Annotated in this window: 18 protein-coding genes; 8 read left to right on the forward strand and 10 right to left on the reverse strand. The window is 44.1% G+C overall.

Annotated elements, in window-relative coordinates; genetic code table 11:
- Positions 1-316: 316 nt before the first annotated feature.
- The 3 genes from L2748_RS18920 to exaC all read right to left on the reverse strand — a co-directional run bounded on the left by L2748_RS18920 (position 317) and on the right by exaC (position 4,505).
- A complete protein-coding gene (locus L2748_RS18920) occupies positions 317-1,195 on the reverse strand; it encodes a YjjW family glycine radical enzyme activase (RefSeq protein WP_220778213.1) in 879 nt (292 codons plus the stop codon).
- A 39-nt stretch (positions 1,196-1,234) separates the two neighbouring features.
- Entirely contained in the window at positions 1,235-2,788 is a 1,554-nt protein-coding gene (locus L2748_RS18925; protein ID WP_220778212.1) for a YjjI family glycine radical enzyme, read from the reverse strand.
- A 196-nt stretch (positions 2,789-2,984) separates the two neighbouring features.
- On the reverse strand, positions 2,985-4,505 hold the full coding sequence (exaC, locus tag L2748_RS18930) for an acetaldehyde dehydrogenase ExaC (RefSeq protein WP_220778211.1): 1,521 nt from the start codon (positions 4,503-4,505) through the stop codon (positions 2,985-2,987).
- A gap of 250 nt (positions 4,506-4,755) precedes the next feature.
- On the opposite strand from exaC, the gene acuI reads away from it, so the two are divergent.
- Positions 4,756-5,736 carry an acrylyl-CoA reductase (NADPH) gene (gene acuI / locus L2748_RS18935; protein ID WP_220778210.1) on the forward strand — a complete coding sequence of 327 codons (981 nt, stop codon included), beginning with the start codon at positions 4,756-4,758 and terminating at the stop codon, positions 5,734-5,736.
- A gap of 1,179 nt (positions 5,737-6,915) precedes the next feature.
- On the opposite strand, the gene L2748_RS18940 is transcribed toward acuI, so the two are convergent.
- Positions 6,916-7,848, reverse strand: coding sequence for a LysR family transcriptional regulator (locus tag L2748_RS18940; protein ID WP_220778209.1), 933 nt, complete (start codon positions 7,846-7,848; stop codon positions 6,916-6,918).
- A gap of 560 nt (positions 7,849-8,408) precedes the next feature.
- On the opposite strand from L2748_RS18940, the gene ardA reads away from it, so the two are divergent.
- From ardA to L2748_RS18960, 4 genes are all read left to right on the forward strand, one after another.
- Entirely contained in the window at positions 8,409-9,929 is a 1,521-nt protein-coding gene (ardA, locus tag L2748_RS18945) for an acrylate reductase flavoprotein subunit ArdA (protein ID WP_220778208.1), read from the forward strand.
- Positions 9,930-9,958: 29 nt separating this feature from the next.
- The gene (gene ardB / locus L2748_RS18950) at positions 9,959-10,312 is read left to right on the forward strand and encodes an acrylate reductase cytochrome subunit ArdB (protein ID WP_220778207.1); all 354 of its coding nucleotides are present in this window, start codon (positions 9,959-9,961) and stop codon (positions 10,310-10,312) included.
- Positions 10,313-10,620: 308 nt separating this feature from the next.
- On the forward strand, positions 10,621-11,865 hold the full coding sequence (gene dddY, locus L2748_RS18955; protein WP_220778206.1) for a dimethylsulfoniopropionate lyase DddY: 1,245 nt from the start codon (positions 10,621-10,623) through the stop codon (positions 11,863-11,865).
- A 125-nt stretch (positions 11,866-11,990) separates the two neighbouring features.
- A complete protein-coding gene (locus tag L2748_RS18960; RefSeq protein WP_220778205.1) occupies positions 11,991-13,097 on the forward strand; it encodes a hypothetical protein in 1,107 nt (368 codons plus the stop codon).
- A gap of 71 nt (positions 13,098-13,168) precedes the next feature.
- Here the strand turns inward: L2748_RS18960 and L2748_RS18965 are convergent, their stop codons facing one another.
- The gene (locus L2748_RS18965) at positions 13,169-14,059 is read right to left on the reverse strand and encodes a LysR family transcriptional regulator (protein WP_220778204.1); all 891 of its coding nucleotides are present in this window, start codon (positions 14,057-14,059) and stop codon (positions 13,169-13,171) included.
- Positions 14,060-14,180: 121 nt separating this feature from the next.
- On the opposite strand from L2748_RS18965, the gene L2748_RS18970 reads away from it, so the two are divergent.
- Complete coding sequence (locus L2748_RS18970; protein ID WP_220778203.1) at positions 14,181-14,828, forward strand: TetR/AcrR family transcriptional regulator; 648 nt, start codon at positions 14,181-14,183, stop codon at positions 14,826-14,828.
- Between the two features lies 1 nt (position 14,829).
- Here the strand turns inward: L2748_RS18970 and L2748_RS18975 are convergent, their stop codons facing one another.
- Positions 14,830-16,200, reverse strand: coding sequence for an ATP-binding protein (locus tag L2748_RS18975; protein WP_220778202.1), 1,371 nt, complete (start codon positions 16,198-16,200; stop codon positions 14,830-14,832).
- Complete coding sequence (locus L2748_RS18980; protein WP_220778201.1) at positions 16,201-16,884, reverse strand: response regulator; 684 nt, start codon at positions 16,882-16,884, stop codon at positions 16,201-16,203.
- 231 nt (positions 16,885-17,115) lie between these two features.
- Between L2748_RS18980 and L2748_RS18985 the strand changes: the two genes are divergently transcribed.
- The gene (locus tag L2748_RS18985; RefSeq protein ID WP_220778200.1) at positions 17,116-17,598 is read left to right on the forward strand and encodes a Spy/CpxP family protein refolding chaperone; all 483 of its coding nucleotides are present in this window, start codon (positions 17,116-17,118) and stop codon (positions 17,596-17,598) included.
- Positions 17,599-17,743: 145 nt separating this feature from the next.
- The gene (gene fieF, locus L2748_RS18990) at positions 17,744-18,613 is read left to right on the forward strand and encodes a cation efflux pump FieF (RefSeq protein ID WP_220778199.1); all 870 of its coding nucleotides are present in this window, start codon (positions 17,744-17,746) and stop codon (positions 18,611-18,613) included.
- A gap of 96 nt (positions 18,614-18,709) precedes the next feature.
- Here the strand turns inward: fieF and glnG are convergent, their stop codons facing one another.
- From glnG to L2748_RS19005, 3 genes are all read right to left on the reverse strand, one after another.
- Entirely contained in the window at positions 18,710-20,119 is a 1,410-nt protein-coding gene (gene glnG, locus L2748_RS18995; RefSeq protein WP_220778198.1) for a nitrogen regulation protein NR(I), read from the reverse strand.
- 17 nt (positions 20,120-20,136) lie between these two features.
- On the reverse strand, positions 20,137-21,177 hold the full coding sequence (glnL, locus tag L2748_RS19000) for a nitrogen regulation protein NR(II) (RefSeq protein ID WP_220778197.1): 1,041 nt from the start codon (positions 21,175-21,177) through the stop codon (positions 20,137-20,139).
- A 148-nt stretch (positions 21,178-21,325) separates the two neighbouring features.
- Entirely contained in the window at positions 21,326-21,880 is a 555-nt protein-coding gene (locus L2748_RS19005; RefSeq protein WP_220778196.1) for a DUF4124 domain-containing protein, read from the reverse strand.
- Positions 21,881-22,075: the final 195 nt, after the last annotated feature.

Here is a 22,075-nt window from a genome sequence, read left to right on the forward strand (position 1 = left end):
ACATGGACGTCATGGCCGAGCTTCCAAGGATGGACTTGCTGCGTGTCACGGCAGCGTCTGCACATACGCCGGCTGCAAGCCATTGGAACCAGCGATGTCGGAAGTTGGTTTGAAGACTCAAGTGATGAACAACCTAAAGGTTCACCGCTGTAGATTCTTCCTAGCGTTAACGCGTAGGCTAGAACCGCGTATCAAAACGCTGGCTGCAGGCCATTGGAACCACCAATGCGGAAGCTACTTCATAGTTCCAAATTAACCAGCAACCCAAAGGTTCAGCGCTTTACCGCAAAGCGCCACACTAGGCTGGCAAGAAAGCCTACAAATAAACATTGGGTAACACCAAGTTAGCCACACCACGTTCGGTTAGCCGCGTTGCTAACTCAAGCATCTGCTCTTCACTGCAAGTTTCCCACTGACGGGCTTCGCCGGTTACGCCATGGTGTTGAAACGCATTAAGTTTGACCCTAACACTTGCAGGTAATCGAGTTAAGTAGCCTGCTATGGCGTTAACCTCTGTATCGATATCACTGATTTTCGGAATATACAGTAGACGTATTTCGTAAAGCTTATTTTGCTCCGCGAGCAGCTTTAAACTACCGAACACTCGATGGTTATCGCGACCGGTAATATAACGATGGGTGTGCTCTTGCCAAGATTTCAGATCAATCATAGCGCCATCTAGATAGGGCATGACTTGCTGCCAGCCGCTTTCTGAAGTGTAACCATTACTGTCGATCATGCAGCTTAAATGGGCTAGATCTGCGCTGGATTTAATCGCTTTAAACAGCTCAATGATAAACGGCAGTTGCAGGGTGGCTTCGCCGCCACTGACGGTAATGCCATTAATAAAATGCACTTGCTTGCGGATCCGCTCTAGCATCTGCGGCACGCTGTATTGGCTAGTCTTAGGGCTAGATTGCCTAGGGCAGGTGGATAAACAGATATCGCATTGAGTGCAGAGTTCACTGTCCCACACTACCTTAGCTTTGCCCTGTTCGTTGTGGGTGAGGGATAAAGCACTCGCTGGGCAGGTAGCTACGCAATCGCCACAACTGTCGCACATATCTATGGTGTACGGATTATGGCAATTTTTGCAGTTGAAGTTACACCCTTGCAGGAAGATGACCAGGCGGCTGCCTGGTCCATCTACACAAGAGAAGGGAATAATTTGGTTAACGGTTGCGACTCTGCCCATCTTGTTGCTCTACTTCCTTACGCTAATCTTGTATCGGTATTACTTGCTATATGCTGGTGTGTGTTCATTCGCTACTACGCGCGGCTGACGCTCTAATATCTTGGTATTTTGCGCGGCTTCTGCACCTAGCCATGTGGTGTTGGTACGTGAACCTTTAGCTTTAAAGCTGGCGATATCTGACAGTTTCACCATGTAGCCTGTTACGCGAACAAGGTCATTGGAGGCGACGTTAGCGCTAAACTCGCGGAAACCTAAGCTTAATGCACCTTTGCACAGTTGCATCATGGCTTGTGGGTTGGCTTTAATGGTTTCATCTATGGTGAGAATGTCACTAATACCAGAGGTGTAATACTGGTGATGTTCTGCTAATGCTTGGATGTGGGTGATCGGGTTTGGCTCTGTGCCGTAAGGGATACGCACACCTGGGGTCACGTCTTTGTCGATGCTGATGCCGCCTTGAGAATGCAGTAATGCGCGGCCGTTATAACCGTAAGCCACAGGCGTTGATTTAACGATGGCATCTAGTGCTTTGGAGATCTTATGCCCTAGCTCATTGGCGGCGGCATTATGACCATAATGCTTGCTTGGCTTGTCTAAACTGTCTTCATTGAAGTCTGGGGTACCTTGTAAAATATTGACCGCTTCTGCCATGCCATAAATACCAAACATAGGCGCAAAGCGTGACTCTTCAATTAAGCCTTCTTGCACTAAGAAGCTATTAAAGAAGTTAGATTCTTGGTGTAAGAACTTGGCGCGCGCATCGATAAGTTCAAACGTTGTTTGGCAATACTCAGGTAAGACTCTGTCAAAAAAGTCACTGATGCTATTGGCTTTTAATGCTACTTCTTTAAGGTTGAGTCGCACTAAAGTATTGGCGCCACCGGCAAGCGGTAACGAGTTATAACAGCTAACAATACCAAAGCCTTGCTTGTCGAAGGTGCTAGCGTGGATCGGGTAATTAGCGATATGCGGCTTGCTGCATTCACAAATATTGCTGGCTGCAATTTGCAATAGCTCGTCTGGAGTGATTGCTGGGTCGTACATAAATGTCAGGTTAGGCGCTATCTGCTTTAGCTCGGCATCGATACGTAAAATGGTGCGGCAGACAATGTTGTCAGTCGGACCAATGTTTACGTGCATAAAGGCGTCTGGCAGGGTGCGATCTAACATGATCCAAAATAGCTTTAACTTACGGTAGATGCTGTCTTCGTCTAGATCTTGGCAGAAAGGTAATAACACCTCATCAAGCTGGCCAAGGTAAACAGGTATATTGGTAACCGATGGCACGTGGTGATAAATAATCGTCAATGAATTTAATGCTTCATCTAAATTCTGCGCCGCGCTTAACTCTAAATATTCAGAGCCATTTTGTAAGAATTTAGCGTAATCTGGCAGTACATAACGTGGCTTGAATGGCGCGTGGCCCTCAAACATATCGCAAATAATCCCTTGTTGCATCGCCTGCTCAACAGCATTTGATACCGGCATGTAAGGTAAACACGCTTCGGCTTCTGCTGCGAGTGAATTAGATTTTTGCTTTGGCGATAATTTAGGGTCACGGGTAATTTGAGCGAATCGAGTTTGTACTGTCATGGTGCAATATCCACTAATTTTTTATGGCTTAATTTTACTGCTAGCCGATTTAATTCTTATAGTGAAAAACTGCTAAAGAGTGATTTCCAATATGGAAATCACTGGCTTGAGCTCGCAACTTTAGCGAAAGTGCTAAGGCTGCACTGCTGGCGGGCATCGCGGCAGGCTAATAGCCTGCCTATCGAGGGCGGGGGATTTAGAAGAACCCGAGTGGGTTCGCGTCGTAGCTAATTAGTAGGTTCTTGGTGTTTTGGTAGTGGTCTAGCATCATTTTGTGGGTTTCACGACCAATGCCTGATTTTTTATAGCCGCCAAAGGCGGCGTGGGCAGGATAGGCGTGGTAACAGTTAATCCACACGCGTCCGGCTTGGATACCGCGGCCCATACGTTGCGCGGTATTCATATCGCGCGTCCACACGCCAGCGCCTAAGCCGTACTCGGTATCGTTGGCAATCGCTAAGGCTTCGGCTTCATCTTTAAAGGTGGTCACCGAGATCACCGGCCCAAAAATCTCCTCTTGGAAGATGCGCATATCATTGGTGCCTTTGAGAATGGTCGGGGTAATGTAAAACCCTTGGCTGTGTTCACCCTCAAGCTTGCATAAATCACCGCCAATCAATACTTCAGCGCCTTCGTCTTTACCTATCTGTAGGTAACTTAAAATCTTATCGAACTGTTCTTGCGAGGCTTGTGCGCCCACTTGGGTTTCAGTATCTAATGGGTTGCTCTGCTTAATGGTTTTACTGCGCTCAATCACTTTGGCAATAAACTTGTCGTAAATCGACTCGTGAATTAAGGCGCGTGATGGGCAAGTACACACCTCACCTTGGTTGAAAAATGCCAGTAGCATGCCCTCAACGGCTTTATCTAAGTATTCATCTTCATGATCCATCACATCAGCAAAGTAAACATTGGGCGACTTACCGCCTAGCTCAACGGTCGATGGAATTAACGATTCGGCGGCGCATTTTAGAATATGGTGACCCACTTCGGTTGAGCCGGTAAAGGCGAGCTTGGCGATACGGTTGCTGGTGGCGAGCGCCTGACCTGCCTCGGCGCCAAAACCGTTGACCACATTGAGTACGCCTTTTGGCAATAAGTCTTCAATCAGTTCCAGCAATACTAAAATCGAGGTCGGGGTTTGTTCGGCAGGTTTGAGTACCACGCAGTTCCCTGCTGCGAGTGCCGGAGCCACTTTCCAAGCAGCCATTAATAACGGGAAGTTCCATGGGATGATTTGGCCGACTACACCTAGTGGTTCTGGAAAATGATAACTCACAGTATTGGCGTCAATATCGGCTGCGCTGCCTTCTTGGGCGCGAATACAGCCGGCAAAATAACGGAAATGATCGACCACTAGCGGTAGGTCGGCGGCTAGCGTTTCACGCACCGCTTTACCGTTGTCCCATGTCTCTGCAATTGCTAACGATTCGATGTTTTGTTCAATGCGATCTGCAATACGCAGTAGGATGTTGGCGCGCTCAGTGACAGAGGTCTTGCCCCAGCTGGCTTTAGCGTCATGTGCGGCATCGAGCGCAAGCTCTATATCGACTTCGCCTGAGCGCGGCACTTGGCAAAAAACTTGGCCGTCTACTGGTGAGGTGTTGTCAAAATAAAGGCCATTAACAGGCTTAACCCATTCACCGCCAATAAAATTTTGATACTGAGGTTTAAAGTTTATTAGTGCGTTTGGGGTACCTGGCTTGTGGTAAATCATACTTGTCTTCCTTGTGTATTTTTTATGCGACATCTCAGTGTAGTAGACATGCCATGATGCGGGTATAGGAAGAAAGTCGAGTAGCTTGGATTACGGATTTTTGGCTAAGCTTGCTAGTGCCAATGTTTATACCTAAACATTAGTTTGTATTGCTCATGCGTTTTGCGCATAGTTTTAATGCAAAATATGCACTTCATACATGGATGTTTTTAGCCTATGCTTTTGTCATCAGTTTAAATAGGAACTTGTCATGTTTAACGCACTTGTTTTGACCCAAGAAGAAAAGCTTACTTTAGCCAACGTTCGCCAGATCTCAGAATCAGATCTACCTGAAGGTGAGGTAGTGGTTGATGTAGCGTGCTCATCACTGAACTATAAAGATGGCTTAGCGGTAACAGGCGTAGGCAAAATTATTCGTAATTTCCCTATGGTGCCAGGTATCGACTTTGCAGGCACAGTGCTTGAGTCGAGCGATGGGCGTTATAAAGCAGGTGACAAGGTTATCCTTACTGGTTGGGGCGTGGGTGAAAACCATTGGGGCGGCCTAGCTGAAAAAGCACGTGTTAAAGCAGACTGGTTAGTGCCTATGCCAAGCAATTGTGATGCGGCTAAAGCAATGCAAATTGGTACAGCAGGCTTAACCGCTATGCTATGTGTGCAAGCCTTACAAAATGCGGGTATTAAGCCAGAAGATGGCGATGTATTAGTGACAGGTGCCAGTGGTGGCGTTGGTTCAGTTGCGGTGACCTTGCTAGCGCAGTTAGGTTACCGTGTGGTGGCAAGTTCAGGTCGTGTAGAGCAAAACGGTGCCTTGCTGACTAAGTTAGGTGCTAGCGAAGTCATCGACCGCAGTGAGCTTGAAGCTGATTCGCGTCCGCTTGAAAAGCAACGTTGGGCAGGTGTGGTTGATACCGTAGGTAACAAGGTATTGGCAACAGCATTGGCGCAGATGAACTATGGCGGCGCAGCGGCCATTTGTGGTTTAGCCGGTGGCTTTGCACTACCAACAACGGTTATGCCATTTATCTTACGTGGCGTAAATCTACAGGGTGTTGACTCGGTAGCATGTCCATTTGAAAAACGCCAAGCGGCGTGGCAAGCAGTGCTTGAACTATTACCTGCTAGCTACTTTGAAGATGCTTGCGAAACGATTTCTCTGGAGCAAGTCCCTGAGTTTGCTCAGCGTATTATTAAAGGCCAAGTGACAGGTCGAGTGCTGGTTCAGCTATAAGTAGGCGTTAGGATCTTAATAATACATACCGTATTGACGGCATAAATGCCGACCTACATAAAGGGGCAAAGGTGGTTATTCGCTTTTGCCTTTTTAGTAGGGTTAACTTCCCCTTGAAGCGCGGTGTACTAAATTGTAGCCCGATAGTAGGTTGGGCTTTAGCCCATCTTTCTCTAATTGTTCATCCTTGATGTCAAATCTGCTTCACCATCAATATCCTATTGATACATATCGTATTGATACATATCTTATTGGCGGCATAAATGCCGACCTACATAAAAGGGCAAAGGTGGTTATTCGCTTTTGTCTTTTTAGTAGGGCTAACTTCCCCTTGAAGCGCGGTGTACTAAATTGTAGCCCGATAGTAGGTTGGACTTTAGCCCATCAGGTTCTAGTTGTTCATCCTTGATGTCAATCTGCTTCACCATCAATATCGTATTGATACATATCTTATTGACGGCATAAATGCCGACCTACATAAAGGGGCAAAGCTGGTTATTCGCTTTTGCCTTTTTAGTAGGGCTAACTTCCCCTTGAAGCGCGGTGTACTAAATTGTAGCCCGATAGTAGGTTGGGCTTTAGCCCATCTTGCTCTAATTGTTCATCCTTGATGTCAATCTGCTTCACCATCAATATCCTATTGATACATATCGTATTGATACATATCTTATTGACGGCATAAATGCCGACCTACATAAAAGGGCAAAGGTGGTTATTCGCTTTTGTCTTTTTAGTAGGGCTAACTTCCCCTTGAAGCGCGGTGTACTAAATTGTAGCCCGATGGTAGGTTGGGCTTTAGCCCATCTTTCTCTAATTGTTCATCCTTGATGTCAATCTGCTTCACCATCAATATCCTATTGATACATATCCTATTGATACATATCGTATTGATACATATCGTATTGACGGCATAAATGCCGATCTAGATAAAGGGCAAAGGTGGTTATTCACTTTTGCCTTTTTAGTAGGACTAACTTCCCCTTGAAGCGCGGTGTACTAAATTGTAGCCCGATGGTAGGTTGGGCTTTAGCCCATCTTGCTCTAGTTGTTCTTTGTTGATGTCAATCCGCAGTACCATCAATATCTTATGGACGGCATAAATGCCGACCTACATATAAGGCTTAAGCTTTTCCTCTAAGTGTGGCCTCTTAAAATCTAGCCCTTAGGAAAGCTCATTCATTACATATTTTGTGGTGTTTGCGATAACAAGGTTTGCGTGGCGTTGGCTATCTCTTGGCGTAACCATTTTTGCGCCTTGTCTTGTTCGCAACGTGAATGCCAAAACAGGTTGTAATCTAAGCTTTGTAGCTTAAAGGGTAGCGGCTTGACTTTGAGGCGGTGGCGCTCTGCAGCGATAGCGGCCATACCTTCGGGCACGGTAATAATCAGCGGATTCACTGATTGCAGTGCCAGCGCGGTATCTAAGTGCGGTGTTCTTAATAGTTCGGTGCGCGGCGGATATTGGCTAATCGCATCATCAAGTAGGGCTTTTACCCCGTCACTAATGGCGATGGTCGCATGGGGATAATGCAAATAATCCTCTAGGCTGATGTCGCTATCGGCTAATGGATGGTTTGGCGACACTAAGCAGCTCACTCCAACTTTGCCTAAAAAAGTCTGTTGTAGATTGCCGGTCTGACCAATGGCGCGGCAGATTGCCATATCGGCACCTTTTACACTGAGCTGCGCTTGTAATTCTTTTTGTTGTACAGGCACAATTTCAAGGCGTATTTGCGGCGCTTGTAGATAAATATGCGGCAAAATAAACGGAATTAAAGCTTGCATGGCGTAATCGGTCGCGGCGATAGAAAACTGCTGTTGGCACTCATGCGGCACAAAGGCTTTAGGTGTCAGTAACTCAATTAACTGGCCTGTCGGTTGGCGTAACTGTTGATAACATTCAAGGGCAAAAGAGGTGGGGACGAGTTGTTGACCCACACGTGAAAACAGCGGATCGTCAAGCATCTCTCTTAGGCGAGCCAGAATACGGCTAGTGGCTGACTGACTTAAATGTAAACGCTTAGCTGCTTGGGTCACGCTGCGCTCTTCGACCAAAATTTGTAGTGCAATTAGCAGGCTTAGATCTTGGCGATAGATCTCTTCTAATTCCATAATGTGTCAGTTTTCCAATGAGTACTAATGAATACCAATTTGCATAAAGGCATGATTGTTTAGGGAGAGTTTAGCGTTTTTTGCGAGTAAGTTCCTGTATCGATATGCTGATTAATTGTCGCGGCTGATTTTGTTGTCAGCTAATTGCAACATATTCGCTTTTCAACCAGAAATAATCGTTAATCTCTATCTGCTAACACACTTGTATATAGCGGCTTAAACAGGTGTTTTTTACAAAAACACAACTCATTCTCACTGGTAACGAAAACGCCGTTAAATTTGAGCTCAAAAGAGATAGATGGTTTAGATAATAATGCAAGTAAACAGCGAGCAAATCGGAGTTTTTAGGCAGATATGCCTAAGGATCTTGCAGTTGATCTGTCTTTGGAATGGGTTCCAAAATACCTCTAAAGTAATAAAAAACTCAAACGTTAGATCTGGGTTAAACTTCGCATATGTTGTTTTATTGTATATAGCAAACCCTTGTTGAACTCCCGTTTTGGAACTCATTCCAGTCTTATCATTCTTGCGTCTAATAAAAACTAATAGGGTGATGACAGATGAGCAATAAAGATCTGCTAGGACGCCGTAATTTCATTAAAGGATTCGGAGCTGCAGCAGGCGTAGCAATCGCTGCACCAGCATTGGCCGTATCTGAGAAAGCGGATGGCGTTAAATGGGACAAAGAAGTTGAAGTCCTAATTATCGGTTCAGGTTTTGCGGGTTTAGCGGCGGCAATTGAAGCCACGCGTAAAGGTGCAAAAGATGTCCATATCTTTGAGAAGATGTCTTACTTTGGCGGTAACTCTGCTATTAACGGTGGTTTGTTCGCCGCCCCTGGCACGCCAATGCAAAAAGAAGAAGGCGTGAAAGACTCTGTAGAGACTATGGTTGCTGACCAGCTAGCGTCAGGCCGTGGTATTGCCGATGAAGCACTACTTCGCCACGTAGCAGAGCACGCTGTAGAAGCTTTGCAGATGACTTTAGATGCGGGTTCTGAATATCACCCATACCTACAGCAGTTAGGTGGTCACTCTGTTGCACGTACTTACCAAACGACAGTGAGCTGTGGCGCAGGTATTACTCAGCCGCTATTACATGAGTGCCGTAAGCTTGGCGTTCATACTCATAACCGCGCTAAGTTCGAAGGTTTCTTGGTAGGTGATAAAGGTGAAGTTGTTGGCGTTAAAATGCGCGACAACTATCACTTTGGTGAAGACCAGCCAGGTAAAGTCACTAATATCCGTGCCACTCGCGGCGTAATTATGGCTACAGGTGGCTTTGCTCAAAACGTTGATTTACGTATGGCGCAAGACCCAACATTAACATCTGAAGTAGGTTGTACTAATGCACCAGGCGCTACTGGTGAAGGTATGTACGAGATGTTCCGTTTAGGAGCAATCCCAGTGCATTTAGCACACATTCAGTCTGGTCCATGGGCGTCGCCAGATGAAGGTGGTTTTGGTTATGTTTCAAACTACTCTATCTACAACTTCCCGCATTCAATGGCGGTTAACCGTTTAACTGGTAAGCGTTTTATGAATGAAATTGCTGACCGTAAGACGCGTGCAGATGCCGAGCTAAATTGTCGTGATGAAAAGGGTAATGCATTACCTCCAATTCTTATCACTAGTTACAAGGATTCTAAAAAGCACCCAAACACCAAGAAAGTTATTAAGTACAACGTGGGTTGGAAGTTCGATTCTGTAGAAGAACTGGCTAAGCATTTTGATGTGCCATTGGCGCCACTTAAAGCACAAATTACTGAGTATAACGAGTACGTTAAGACTGGTAATGACAAGCAGTTTGGCAAAAACATGACCAAGGCTAAAGACAAGTATATTGAAGCACCATTTACTGTTGTTCGCTTGTGGCCAAAAGTGCATTACTGCCAAGGTGGTGTACAGGTTAATACCAACGCAGAAGTGAAAGACAGCTTTACTGGCAAGTCTATTCCAGGTCTATATGCGGCTGGTGAAGTGTGTGGTGGTATTCATGGTGTGAGCCGTTTGGGTAGTTGCTCAATTCCTGAATGCATGGTGATGGGTATGACTGCTGCACGCAGCATGATGAAAGCCTAAATTTGCCAGATAATAGAGAGGAATGAGTGATGATTAAATTAAAAGTGGTATTAGCGCTAACCTTTGGTTGCCTATTAAGCCTATCAGCACAAGCGGTCGACATACGTGACCACCACAAAGAAGTGATTGGTAAAGACTGTAAAACATGTCATGACAATGGCATTAAGCAGTTCCCATCAGATCAGGCGTGTTTGCAGTGTCATGATGTTGATGACTTAGCAGAGCAAACGGCACGTAGTGAAGAAGATAAGTGGCAGAATCCACATAACAACTTGCACTATGGTAAAGAGCTTCCTTGCCAAGAGTGTCATAGTGAACATGGTACTAAGCAGCCACTATGTAGTAACTGCCATACGTTTAAGTATGACAAGCATAAAGAATAAACATCGAGTTTATTAAAGGGTAATTAGTAACTTCATCTCTTACTATTACTTTATAAAATCCTGCAATTTTAAAGACCACTTCGGTGGTCTTTTTTTTGTTTTAAATTTACGGCGAAAAGTAAGCCAATATTTTAAATTTTGTATTTTTAAATTAGTTCGTTCAATGCTGATTCTTATTCTTTTAAATGTGATGTGGGTAGAGATGTATGCTTATAAATATCGGTTGAGTAGATTTTTGGAACTAATTCCACCTATATGATTTTACCGTTAAAAATATATTAATAAAAATCATATATAGGGTAATGATAATGAAATGCAAAATACTATTGGGAAGTTTACTTTTATCAAATGGTTTAGTCGCTGGTGAAATACCAGACTTCCTAGATAAAAATGATATTAATAATGCGCAGTTCCAATGTTTAGGTGAGTCACCGACTTATAACGCAAAAGATCAAAAGTATATTGATATTTTATGGGATGAAACCCTGACTTATTTACGTGCCTATGCAGAGGCATTAACCAATGATCAAAACAGTGGCTGCCTAAACTCTGATACGGCAATGGTTGATTCAACTGAAGGTGGTCAGCACATGTGTGTCATGGATCGCCGTGACATGAAACTGATGGTTAAGAATATCTATCAAGTGATTAATAACCCGGATGAGGCTAAGAAATGTTTTGGCGCCCGTGAAGATGTCAGTTGGATTTATAACCCAGGCGGTGAGTTAACTGAAAACTCTCCGGTAGCGCAGCATTTCAAGCGCACGACCTTTGAACAATTCTTCGATAACAAAGTTACTGATAAGCAAGTTAAAAAGCATGGTGAGAGCTTTACCAAAAACTTTTACAAGATGGTGACAGGCGATGAAGTAAAAATGCCTGCAGTATTCCCATATGACATCAGTGCTAATTCATTACCTAACTTATGGGCATCAGCGGGTTGGTTCCCTATGTATGCTGAAGAAGGTAAGCGCAACGATAAGAACTTTGACAATATCCGCGGCGGTTACGCTTACGCAGAAATCTTTGGTCATTGGGGACTATTACGTATTGATGAAATCAATGGTGAGAAGGTCGGCGCTGAAGTGGGCATGACAGTTCAATCTGTTGATACGCTATATCCGTTCCACAATCATGCAATTTCTGAGATGTACTACAACATGCGTGTGCCAGCTTGCACCAATCAGTTTAAGACCATCGCAGTGCGTGAAGATTCACCGTTAGTTAAAACGGTAAAAGAAGACGAAACAGTGCGCCGAGTACAGTTTGATGAAGGTCAGCACAACTCGCAAACCCTATGGTTGTCTGGCAGCGCAGAGCAAGATTCATTGATGTATTTCCACCAAAATACGATTCACGCATTTGATATTGATGGTAGCTGCGAAGCCAAGCCAGAAGAACGTGCAATCGTATCGGTGTGGGCGCGTAGCAACGCTAATGATAAGCGCAATGACTATGGCACAACATTACTATGTGAGTCTGCTGCAAACCCTGGCACACCCGCTAAGCGTGGTGAAGTTATTCAATGCGATTTAACAAAAGTTAAATGGTAATTGCTTACTAAGGTTTGGTGGTGACCCCGCCACCTTTTCTCTTCGAAATACAAATTGTATTAATATGATCATGTTGTACGTATTAACGCAATCTGTATTTAGTTTAATTGAAATGGATATTTCTGATGAATAAATTAAATATACTGATACCTGCATCAATCTTAATAACGTTAGCAAGTCATACAGCAGTTGCAGATGACCTTAATATAGGTGGCTCGGTTAGAGCTAATTATAGTTATAGTGATTACTCGGAATCTTCTAAAGATAAAGGCGGTGATTTCGATTTTAACTTAGTGTCTATTACCTTTGCTGATAAGTGGAATGATATAGGCGTGAAAGCTGAATATCGATTCTATGATGGTTACGACCATTTAAAGTATGGTTATGCATTCTGGGATGTTAATGAAGATCTAACGATTAATGCTGGTGCAATCAGCAAACCATTTGGTAATAAAGGCTATGCCTCTCACAACTGGTGGTACAGCTTAAATTATTACATGGGCTTTGAAGATGATTACGGCGTAGGTGTGAGTGCGCAGTATGAAAATGGTATCTCTTTATCTGAATTCGCCTTCATTAAAAATGCTATCTATGGTGGTACTGACCACCGTGACTTTGCAGGTACGGTAGCCAAAGGTACTGTTGGTGATACCCATTATAACAATGAAGAAACCAATACGTTAGCAGGTCGTCAAAGCTTCACATTAACCCGTGGCGACTTAACGACGATAGTTGGCGCTTCTGTTGAATATGGTCAGCTGTATAACTCAGAATATGGTGAAAATGGCGATACGTTCAATTATGCACTGCACCTAGATATGAACTACGCCGGATGGGGTTTGCAAGCCCAGTACTTAGCGTATGACTTTGACCAATATGATGATGGCAAGATTGATCCAAATAAGATTGGTATGGGTATGCTAGGTGGTTTTTATGAGGTGGCAAGTAAAGGTAATATTTACACGGCTAACCTTTCTAAAAATATCGCCACCTCTTGGGGCTCGCTCACAGTGTACAACGATTTCAGTATGGTACAGCCTGATGTAGAAGAATTTGATGATTCAATTTTGAATACAACCGGTGTTTCCATTGCCTATGGTCCACTATTTATTTATGTCGATCATTACATGGCTAAAAATGTACTCTGGCTTGGTGGGAATAGCTTAGGACTCGCTGAAACTAATGATGACTGGGATCACCGTTTCAACATTAACCTTGCCTACTATTTCTAACAACGAAATTCTAGCCTAGAGAGTAAAATGCCAACGATAACGTTGGCATTTTTATACGCTAAATACTGCAATCAATACTGTACTTGGGTGTCTTGGTTGATTTCGCCAAGTTCCTGCACATTTGCTTTAATCAGGTTGATTAACTGATTAGTCGCTTCAGTTTGGGTTTCTGGATTGAGGTACAGTGACTCATTAAAAGCAGGTAGCGGCGGAATATTATGTTCGATCGGATCGATGATCTGCATTTTATCGTTGATACGAAATTCGGCAATCGGCGCGATGACTAAATCATTTTCAACAGCCATACACATAGCCGTTGGTGAAGGGGTTGATAACAACACGCTCATTGGTCGCATCGATATTTGATGATTGGCAAATACTTGGGCACGAATAGGGCAGTTTTCTGGATACAGTGCCATAGGTACCGTTTCACGCTTATGGGCTGTGCCACCTTTGGCTGCCACCCAATGAAAGCGACGTTCAAACAATAACTCACCATGGCCTGCCGCAGGCGTTTGCCAGTGAGTTGCCACAATCACATCGAACTCACCGTTATGCAGGCGTTTATAGAGGTTGCCGCTGACATCAGTATCAATGACTAATTCGATACAGGTAAATTCGCGGATAAACTCTAATAGGAAGCTACCTAAGTAACGATTGATGTAGTCGGTGGGTACCCCAAGACGTATCACTTCACGGTTTTGACAATCTTTTAGTTCGTCAATAGCCTGTGAACTTAGCTGTAACATCTTATATGCGTAATTCAGTAGCGTTTTGCCAGGCTCGGTGAGAGTCACCCCTTTGTTGTCTCTTAACAGCAAAGGTTGACCAACACTTTCTTCTAGCTTCTTGATTTGTAAGCTAATAGTTGATTGCGTCCGGCAGAGCTTCTCAGCTGCTTTGGAAAGATTCCCGCATTCAACTACTGCAATAAAGCTTTCTAATAGTTCAATTTTTAGCATGAGATATTGAATTTATTCATAGTGGTATCAGTATTACTCAATATCTGCTCAAGACCTAGGCTGCTATTTTATGGATGTGAACTAAATTTCAATTGATTGTTGAATTTGTGAAGAGGTCGACATGAGTAACTGGCAGCAAAGAGAAAGCTATTTAACCGATATTGCTGAGCGATGTTTGCGCGGCCATAAGAGTTTTGATCTACGTCGTTCGCATTTGGTTGAAGCTAGCCAGATCTCTAAAGGAACCATTTACAACCACTTTCCCAGCGAAGCGGATTTAGTCGTGGCAGTGGCAACGGCACATTATAGAAAGCGTCTTGAGCGCGCCGCTGTTGATGACAGTCAGTACAGTGATAATTTAAAGCGTTTTTTAATGCATCACTGTTGGGGGTTACGAGATGATTTGCTATATGACCGTTTTATTATTTCTCGAGTGATGCCAAATGTAGAACTGTTACAGCAAGCTACCGACGATAACCGAGCGGCTTTTGAACAGGTGTATGGCGAGTATATAAAGTGGAATAACGAACTTATTCAATCTGTTGGTGTGGTTGAAGGCTTTAATCGTGCCGAATTAGTGGCCAATTACCTACGCGGCGCATTGATTAACTGTGATGATGCTAATAAGCAGTATGACGATGCCAGTTTGTACTACCAATTTAGCTACGCATTAACCCAGTTAATGGGGCATTCAGATAAGCGCATTCCTAAGCAAACAGATTACGCTATCTGGCTGGCGGGACTTGAGCCAGCGGCAAATGCCGCATAGCTTATTGTGCTGGCAGATTAATGCTAATTTTTAAGCCTTTTGGCTGGTTGTTTTCAGCCTGAATTTGCCCCTGGTGCGCTTGAACTGCTGCTTTAGCAATGGCCAAGCCTAATCCCCAGCCTCCAGACTCCCTTTCTCGAGCCGATTGCGGTCGGTAAAAAGGATCAAAGATGGCTTCTAGATCCGCTTCTTTTTGGATCCCTGGGCCATCATCAATAATCTCTATTTGGATGCCCTGTTTGTGTACCATAGCCTGTATGGTGACTTCTTTGTCTGCGTAGCGAATCGCATTACGCAACAAGTTCTCTACTGCACGACAAAGTGGTCGTGGATAAAGCGGTACGCTAATGGATTCATCAATATCAATGTGTAATATTTTTTGCTGTTGTTGCGCTTCAAAATCGGCGTCATCGAGTACTTGATTGAGAGTTTCGGATAGCTCAAGGTTACGCTTATTTTCATTCGCGTTGAGCTTTACTCTAGATAGTTCTAACAGCTCGGCAATCATCTGCTCTAGTTGATCCGCCTCATATTCGATACGTTCTGTTTCTGCAGTTTCTTGGCCTTTTTTGCGACTAAGTGCTAATGACAACTTGAGTCTGGTTAGCGGTGTACGTAGCTCATGAGAAATATCGCTAATCAGCCTTTGTTGGCTTTTTACCATATCTTCGACTGAATCTGCCATGCCATTAAAGGCTTGTGCCAACTGACCGATTTCATCATTACGCTTAACGGTTGCCATATCCACTCGGCTACTTAAATCCCCTGCGGCTAAGGCGTCTGCGCTACGTTTTAATGAACGCAAAGGCTTGCCTAAATGCCAAGCAAATAAACCGCACAGCAAGCCAGAAAGTAAAATGGCGATACTCAGGGTTAAGATTTTATTGTCGATAAAAAAGAAGAACCAAGGGCGCGGATGGTGCTCTGGTAAGCGGCCATACAAGCTATAGGGTTGGCCTGCTACCTCAAAGTTATAGGGGCCGAAAATAAGCTCATCTCTAAATTGGTGTTTAATAGGTTCACCCGCTTCATCAGCCATGAGCATAAAGCGTCTTAGTGAGCGTGATGACTTATGACTATTAAGGACCTTGCCATATTCATCGACTAAATAGATGCGCGCAGGCCGACCTTTAAACTCTTTAAAGCGGCTCCAATGCGTGAGCTTGTCTGAAGTGAGAATTTGCGGGTTTTGGCTGATCCGCTTGGCACTTTTTTCAAGCAGTCGCTCAAGTGGATAAGGGATGGCGGATTGGTCGTGGTTTTGCTGCAATAGAGGCAGAAAACCAATTAAAGCGATGATCAGCGAGCTACAAAGCCAAAAGCCCAGTAGCAATTTTACAAATATATTGTTGGGGTTTTTTCTGAGCTGCATTTAGGGTAACCAGATATAGCCTTTACCACGAATGGTTTTTACGCGTGGGCGCCCGTCACTGCGTTCAGGCATTTTTTTGCGTAAGTTTGATAGATGCATATCTAAACTGCGGTCAAAAGGCATCAGTTTTTTGCCTAACACTTTTTCGCTTAATGCTTCTTTGGTAGCGAGCTCACCCGCATTTTTGACCAACTCAAATAGCAAGCTAAATTCAGTGCCAGTAAGAATAATCAGTTGATCTTGGCAGTGAACTTCCTGACGGCCCGGGTCTAAGTTAATGTCACCATATTGATGTGTTGGCTGCGGAGTTTCGTTGGGTTGCACATGGGTGCGACGTATAATGGCACGAATGCGTGCAACTAACTCACGGTCGTTAAATGGTTTAGGCAAATAGTCGTCAGCACCAATTTCTAGCCCCACCACGCGGTCAATTTCATCACCGCGAGCGGTTAGCATTAATACAGGTGTTTGTTTTTTACTGCGCAGCGCGCGAAGGACTTCAAAACCATTGAGTTTAGGCAGCATTACATCGAGTAAAATAAGGTCGAATTGCTGCTCTAAAGCAAGATCAAGCCCTGACTGACCATCGTGTGCCAATGTCAGTTCAAAACCTTCTAGCTCTAATAGTTGTGCAAGCAATTCAGATAGACCTAAGTCATCATCTATCAATAATATACGGCTCATATGTACCCTTTAAATTTACTCTTACTTTAGCGAGTATACCTTGTTTGGTGTCAATTGTAGTTTAGGAGTGTAATACAACGTAAAGATCTCACCTTGGTGGCATAGAACAGCTTTATTTAAATTGCTTTACAGAGCTTTACGCTATTTAAACCCAACATTACATTGAGCTGACTACACTGGTAACCGTCAAATCAAGTTTAGCTAGGCTAAGCACATTTAATTGAGGCTACCATGATGAAAAAGAATACGTTAAAAGCAGGTTTGCTCGCCATAGTGGCTAGCACGACATTATTAACCGCTGGCGTGAGTGCCGCTGATGACCATCAAGGAAATCACGGTGGCAAGCAAGGCTATCACCAAATGAAAGGTAAACATGGTGGTCACCATGACTTACGTAAAATGTTCCGCGGTTTAGACTTAACTGCTGAACAAAAAACCGAAATGAAAGCGCTATTTACTGCGCACCGTGATGAAATGAAGCAAAACCGTCCTTCTAAAGAAGATCGTGCGGCGCAAAAGGCGCAAATGTTAGACTTCATTACCACAACTAACTTCAGTGAAGATGCAGTTAGACAGGCTTTTGCTGCTAAGCAAGAAGCCCGTCAACAGAAAGCGGTAGATATGTTGAAGTTACAGAATCAAGCGTATCAATTACTGACACCTGAGCAGCAGGAAAAATTCAAGCAACGCTTTACTAAGCACCATAAAAGATAAGTCGCTTAGTGTGGTTATCAATCATCGTAACCGTTTTTACCAATTGCGGTGATTGATATTAACTTGAGACAAATCACCCGATTTTATCTCGAGTTGTTATAAACTTAAGATCTGTGCTTCCCTTACTTATCAGTAAACAGATTTTATGAATGACACTTCCCAATACGATTTTTGGGTTAAGCTTGCTAGCCGCGCCGCAGTGGCAACAGCCTTAACCCTTATTGTTATCAAATTTGCTGCTTGGATGTACTCAGGCTCAGCCAGTATGTTGGCATCTTTGATTGACTCCTTTGCTGATACATTGGCTTCAATCGTCAATTTTATCGCGATTCGATATGCCATTGTGCCTGCCGATCAAGACCATCGTTATGGTCACGGTAAAGCAGAACCCTTAGCCGCATTGGCGCAATCAGCGTTTATTCTCGGTTCCGCTTTTTTATTGTTTTTCCACGGCGGCGAGCGACTAATTAATCCGGTTGAAGTGCAACATGCGACTTTAGGCGTGGTGGTATCGGTGATTGCTATTGCGTTGACCTTTGCTTTGGTGATGTTACAAAAGCGGGCATTGGCAGCGACGTCTAGCACTGTGGTGGAAGCTGATTCACTGCACTACAAGTCTGATCTGTTTTTAAATGCGGCGGTGTTACTTGCGCTGGTTTTATCTCAGTATGGCTGGTGGTGGGCTGATGGTCTGTTTGCCTTGCTTATTGCGCTATTTATTGGTCAGCAGGCCGTTGGTTTAGCGTATCGTTCAGTGCAATCATTGCTCGATAGAGAACTTGATGATGAAACTCGCGATAAAATTGCTGAAATTGCCAAGCTTGATCCTCAGGTCAGAGGCATTCACGACTTGCGTACTCGTGAGTCAGGCAAGACGATGTTTATTCAGTTTCATCTAGAACTGGATGGCGATTTAAGCTTACATCAGGCGCATAAAATAGCTGTCGCCACTTCTGAGCGGCTGCGGCAAGAGTTTGTTGAATCAGAGGTGATTATTCACCAAGACCCAGTTTAATTGGGTCGATAAAAAAGGATATCCACTGGATATCCTTTTTTGTTTTCAGGCCTAAACCACCTTCTTCAGCAGGTGGTTCTTTTAATTTAGAGAGGGTTAATCCATCTCAAGTTCTTTCAGCTTGCGGGTTAAAGTATTTCGCCCCCAACCCAGTCGTTTAGCTGCTTCTTGCTTATGCCCAAGGGTATGTTTAAGGGCGGTTTCCAGTAAAATCCGTTCAAATGCTGGTTGAACTTCAGTGAGTAGATCGCTATCGCCATCACTTAAGCGCTGATCAATAAAGTGCTTTAGTGCCTCTTGCCAGTCGTTATGACCATTGGCGGCTTGATTGTTGAGCTTAGGTTCTTGTAATAGCTCAGGTGGTAAGTCGAGCGGTAAAATTTCTTGGCCCGAGGCCATAACCGTTAGCCAACGGCAGGTGTTTTCAAGCTGACGCACATTGCCTGGCCACGGCAGTTGTGACAACTTAGCTGCGGTTTCTTTGGTCAGCACCTTGGGCTCTACCGCTATTTCTTTGGCGGCAATCAGTAGAAAGTGGCGTGCAAGTTGCGGTATATCTTCACGGCGCTGAGATAGCGGCGGTAAATGCACCCGAATCACGTTTAAGCGATGGAACAAATCTTCACGGAAATCCCCTTGATGCACCAATTGTTCTAGATCTTGATGGGTCGCGGCAATAATCCGTACATCGACTTGCACTGGCGAATGACCACCGACACGATAAAATTGCCCGTCCGCGAGTACGCGTAATAGTCGGGTCTGTACATCGAGTGGCATATCACCGATTTCATCTAAAAATAGTGTGCCGCCGTTAGCCTGCTCAAAGCGACCTTGGCGCACGCTACCTGCACCGGTAAATGCGCCTTTTTCATGGCCAAATAACTCTGACTCAATTAGATCTTTAGGGATCGCAGCCATATTGATAGCAATAAAAGGCTTGCCTTTGCGCGGGCTGTGTTTGTGTAGTGCACTGGCAACCAATTCTTTACCTGTGCCTGACTGACCATTAATCAGTACGCTTATCGACGAGCGTGACAAGCGACCAATGGCTCTGAAGACCTCTTGCATCGCCGGCGCTTCACCAATGATTTCAGGGGTTGCGATTAAAGGTTCGCTGACTACCACACTAGAGGATTGCTCTTTAGCATGGGTTAATGCACGGTCAACCAAAGAGATTGCTTCATCAATATCAAACGGTTTTGGTAGGTACTCAAAAGCCCCTGCTTGATAGGCACTGACTGCACTATCAAGATCGGAATGCGCGGTCATAATAATGACTGGAATGTGCGGGTAGTGGTTTTGCAGCCGTTCTAACAAGGTTAGACCGTCGGTGCCCGGCATACGGATATCGGACACGATAACTTGTGGCTGAGCCATCTCTAGCGCTTCCCACAGAGATTCTGCTGCTGCAAAGCTGGCATTGCTAAACTTAGCGCTTTGTAAGGCTTTTTCTAATACCCAACGTATTGAGCTATCGTCGTCGAGGATCCAAACTTGTTCAGTCATTGTGTGTATTCCTCTTATTAACTATTGATGGGTAAGGTGATGGTAAATTCGGTATGACCTAAGGTTGAGTCACATTCAATACGGCCACCATGTAGGCGAGCAAAGTTATGTGCAATTGATAGCCCTAAGCCAGAGCCTTGTTCACGCCCAGTAACCATAGGGTAAAACAGGGTGTCCATTAGCTCAGGTTTAATGCCGGGACCATCGTCTATCACCGATAGCATTAAGACTAACTTATGGCGCTGTGTACCAATGGTTATTTGGTGTTGAGTGCGGGTTTTGAGGCGAATATTGCCACCAAGCGGCTCTAGTGCTTGTATGGCATTTTGCACAATATTTAAAATGGCTTGCTGTAACTGATCGGGATCCATTTGGATATCAGGAATAGATGGATCGTAATCTTGGGTTAGCGCAATATTCGCCGGCAAGGTGACATTGACTAGCTTAACCACTTTTTGAATGACTTCATGGATATTGTACAAACTGTGTTGAGTGGGTTTTTGTGGCCCAAGTAGGCGATCGACCAAGTTACGCAGCCGATCAGCTTGCTCAATAATTAAGTCGGTAAATTCATTTAATTGCGGGTCGGTTAACTCTCGAGACAGTAGTTGCGCCGCTCCACGCAATCCCCCCAAAGGATTTTTGATCTCGTGGGCAAGGTTGCGAACTAAATATTGCGCGGCTTGCTGCTGGGCATCTTGGGTTAATTGCTGGTGGATCCGGCGCTGTTGGTCTACTTGACGCAACTCGATTAGCGCTAGGTTTTGCTCATTTTCAAGCGGTGTTAGGGTGACATCTACCGTATGTTGTTGCCCGTCAATTGTCACTAGCGGCACAGTATTAATACTTAAACCTTGGCCATCGAAAATGGCTAGCTTAAGCACATCAGGATCGACACCTAAGAGTTGGTAGTGATCAGATAGTGGTTGTTCGGTAAGACGGCTGCTACCAACTCCGAGTAATTGTTCTGTGGCGGCATTGGCATAGAGCAACTCAAGATCTTTATTAATAACGAGCACCGCCGTTACTAAATGATTGAGCAATAAACTTGTATCCATTAGTTACTCCGAATTATGCAGTTGCACCAGTTTGGGCATTTCAGTTACTTGCACTATGATGGTGCACCAAAGTGGTGCATACTGCAACTTAACATCATCGGAATGTAGACTAAATCAATATAATTATAAGGTTATATATTTAAAGGCTTTAATTGTTATTTCTAGGTTGAGGCCGCAAAATTTTAGGTTGATTCAAACTTGTCCGATGTAGAAATACCTTTCTAGGTTTTGAGGATGCAAGTTGTTTGCCGTTTTTAGTGACGGCTTTTATGGTAAAAGTGTGTTCTCCTCGATCAATACCCTTTAGCTTAAATAGGTTGCTGCTTTGTGATGCCCCTTGTTTTTCTCCATCCATATAAAGAACCAGTTTATGTGGTGAGAATAGTTGAGGGCTAATATCAGCAATAATTGTAATATTGCCTTCGTTGCTGCGTATGGTTTCTTCTTCGCTAGGAGAGACAATATTCAGCTCATATTTGGTGTTATTAATATCAATTGCATCTGGAGTATCTTCAATTGGGGGCTCAATTATCTCAGGGAGCTTTATATTGTTTTGAGTATTCTTTTTAAACTCAACAACTTCAGCATTTTTAACTGGTTCGTCTGAAAAGTGGACTTTGCCATTTTCATCTATCCACTTATAAACGGTTGCATGAGCATACGACATGCTGAGAAGTACAATAAGTATTAAGCCTACACGCATTGCGACATCCTATGTTGCACAGTTGTAATTAAATGCAGGTTAGCTTTTTTTCTTTGAAAGGTCACTGGGTTTATGGTGATAAGTTAGAGAAAAAGTGAGATATGCAAAATATTGCTATTTTTAAATGATAGCGTAAATATTAAGCTATAAGAATTACGGTTAGCTGCGCTGAGTAAACAAAGACTGAAGGTAAAA

The sequence above is a fragment of the Shewanella sairae genome, from assembly GCF_023283535.1.
In the GTDB taxonomy this organism is placed as follows: domain Bacteria; phylum Pseudomonadota; class Gammaproteobacteria; order Enterobacterales; family Shewanellaceae; genus Shewanella; species Shewanella sairae.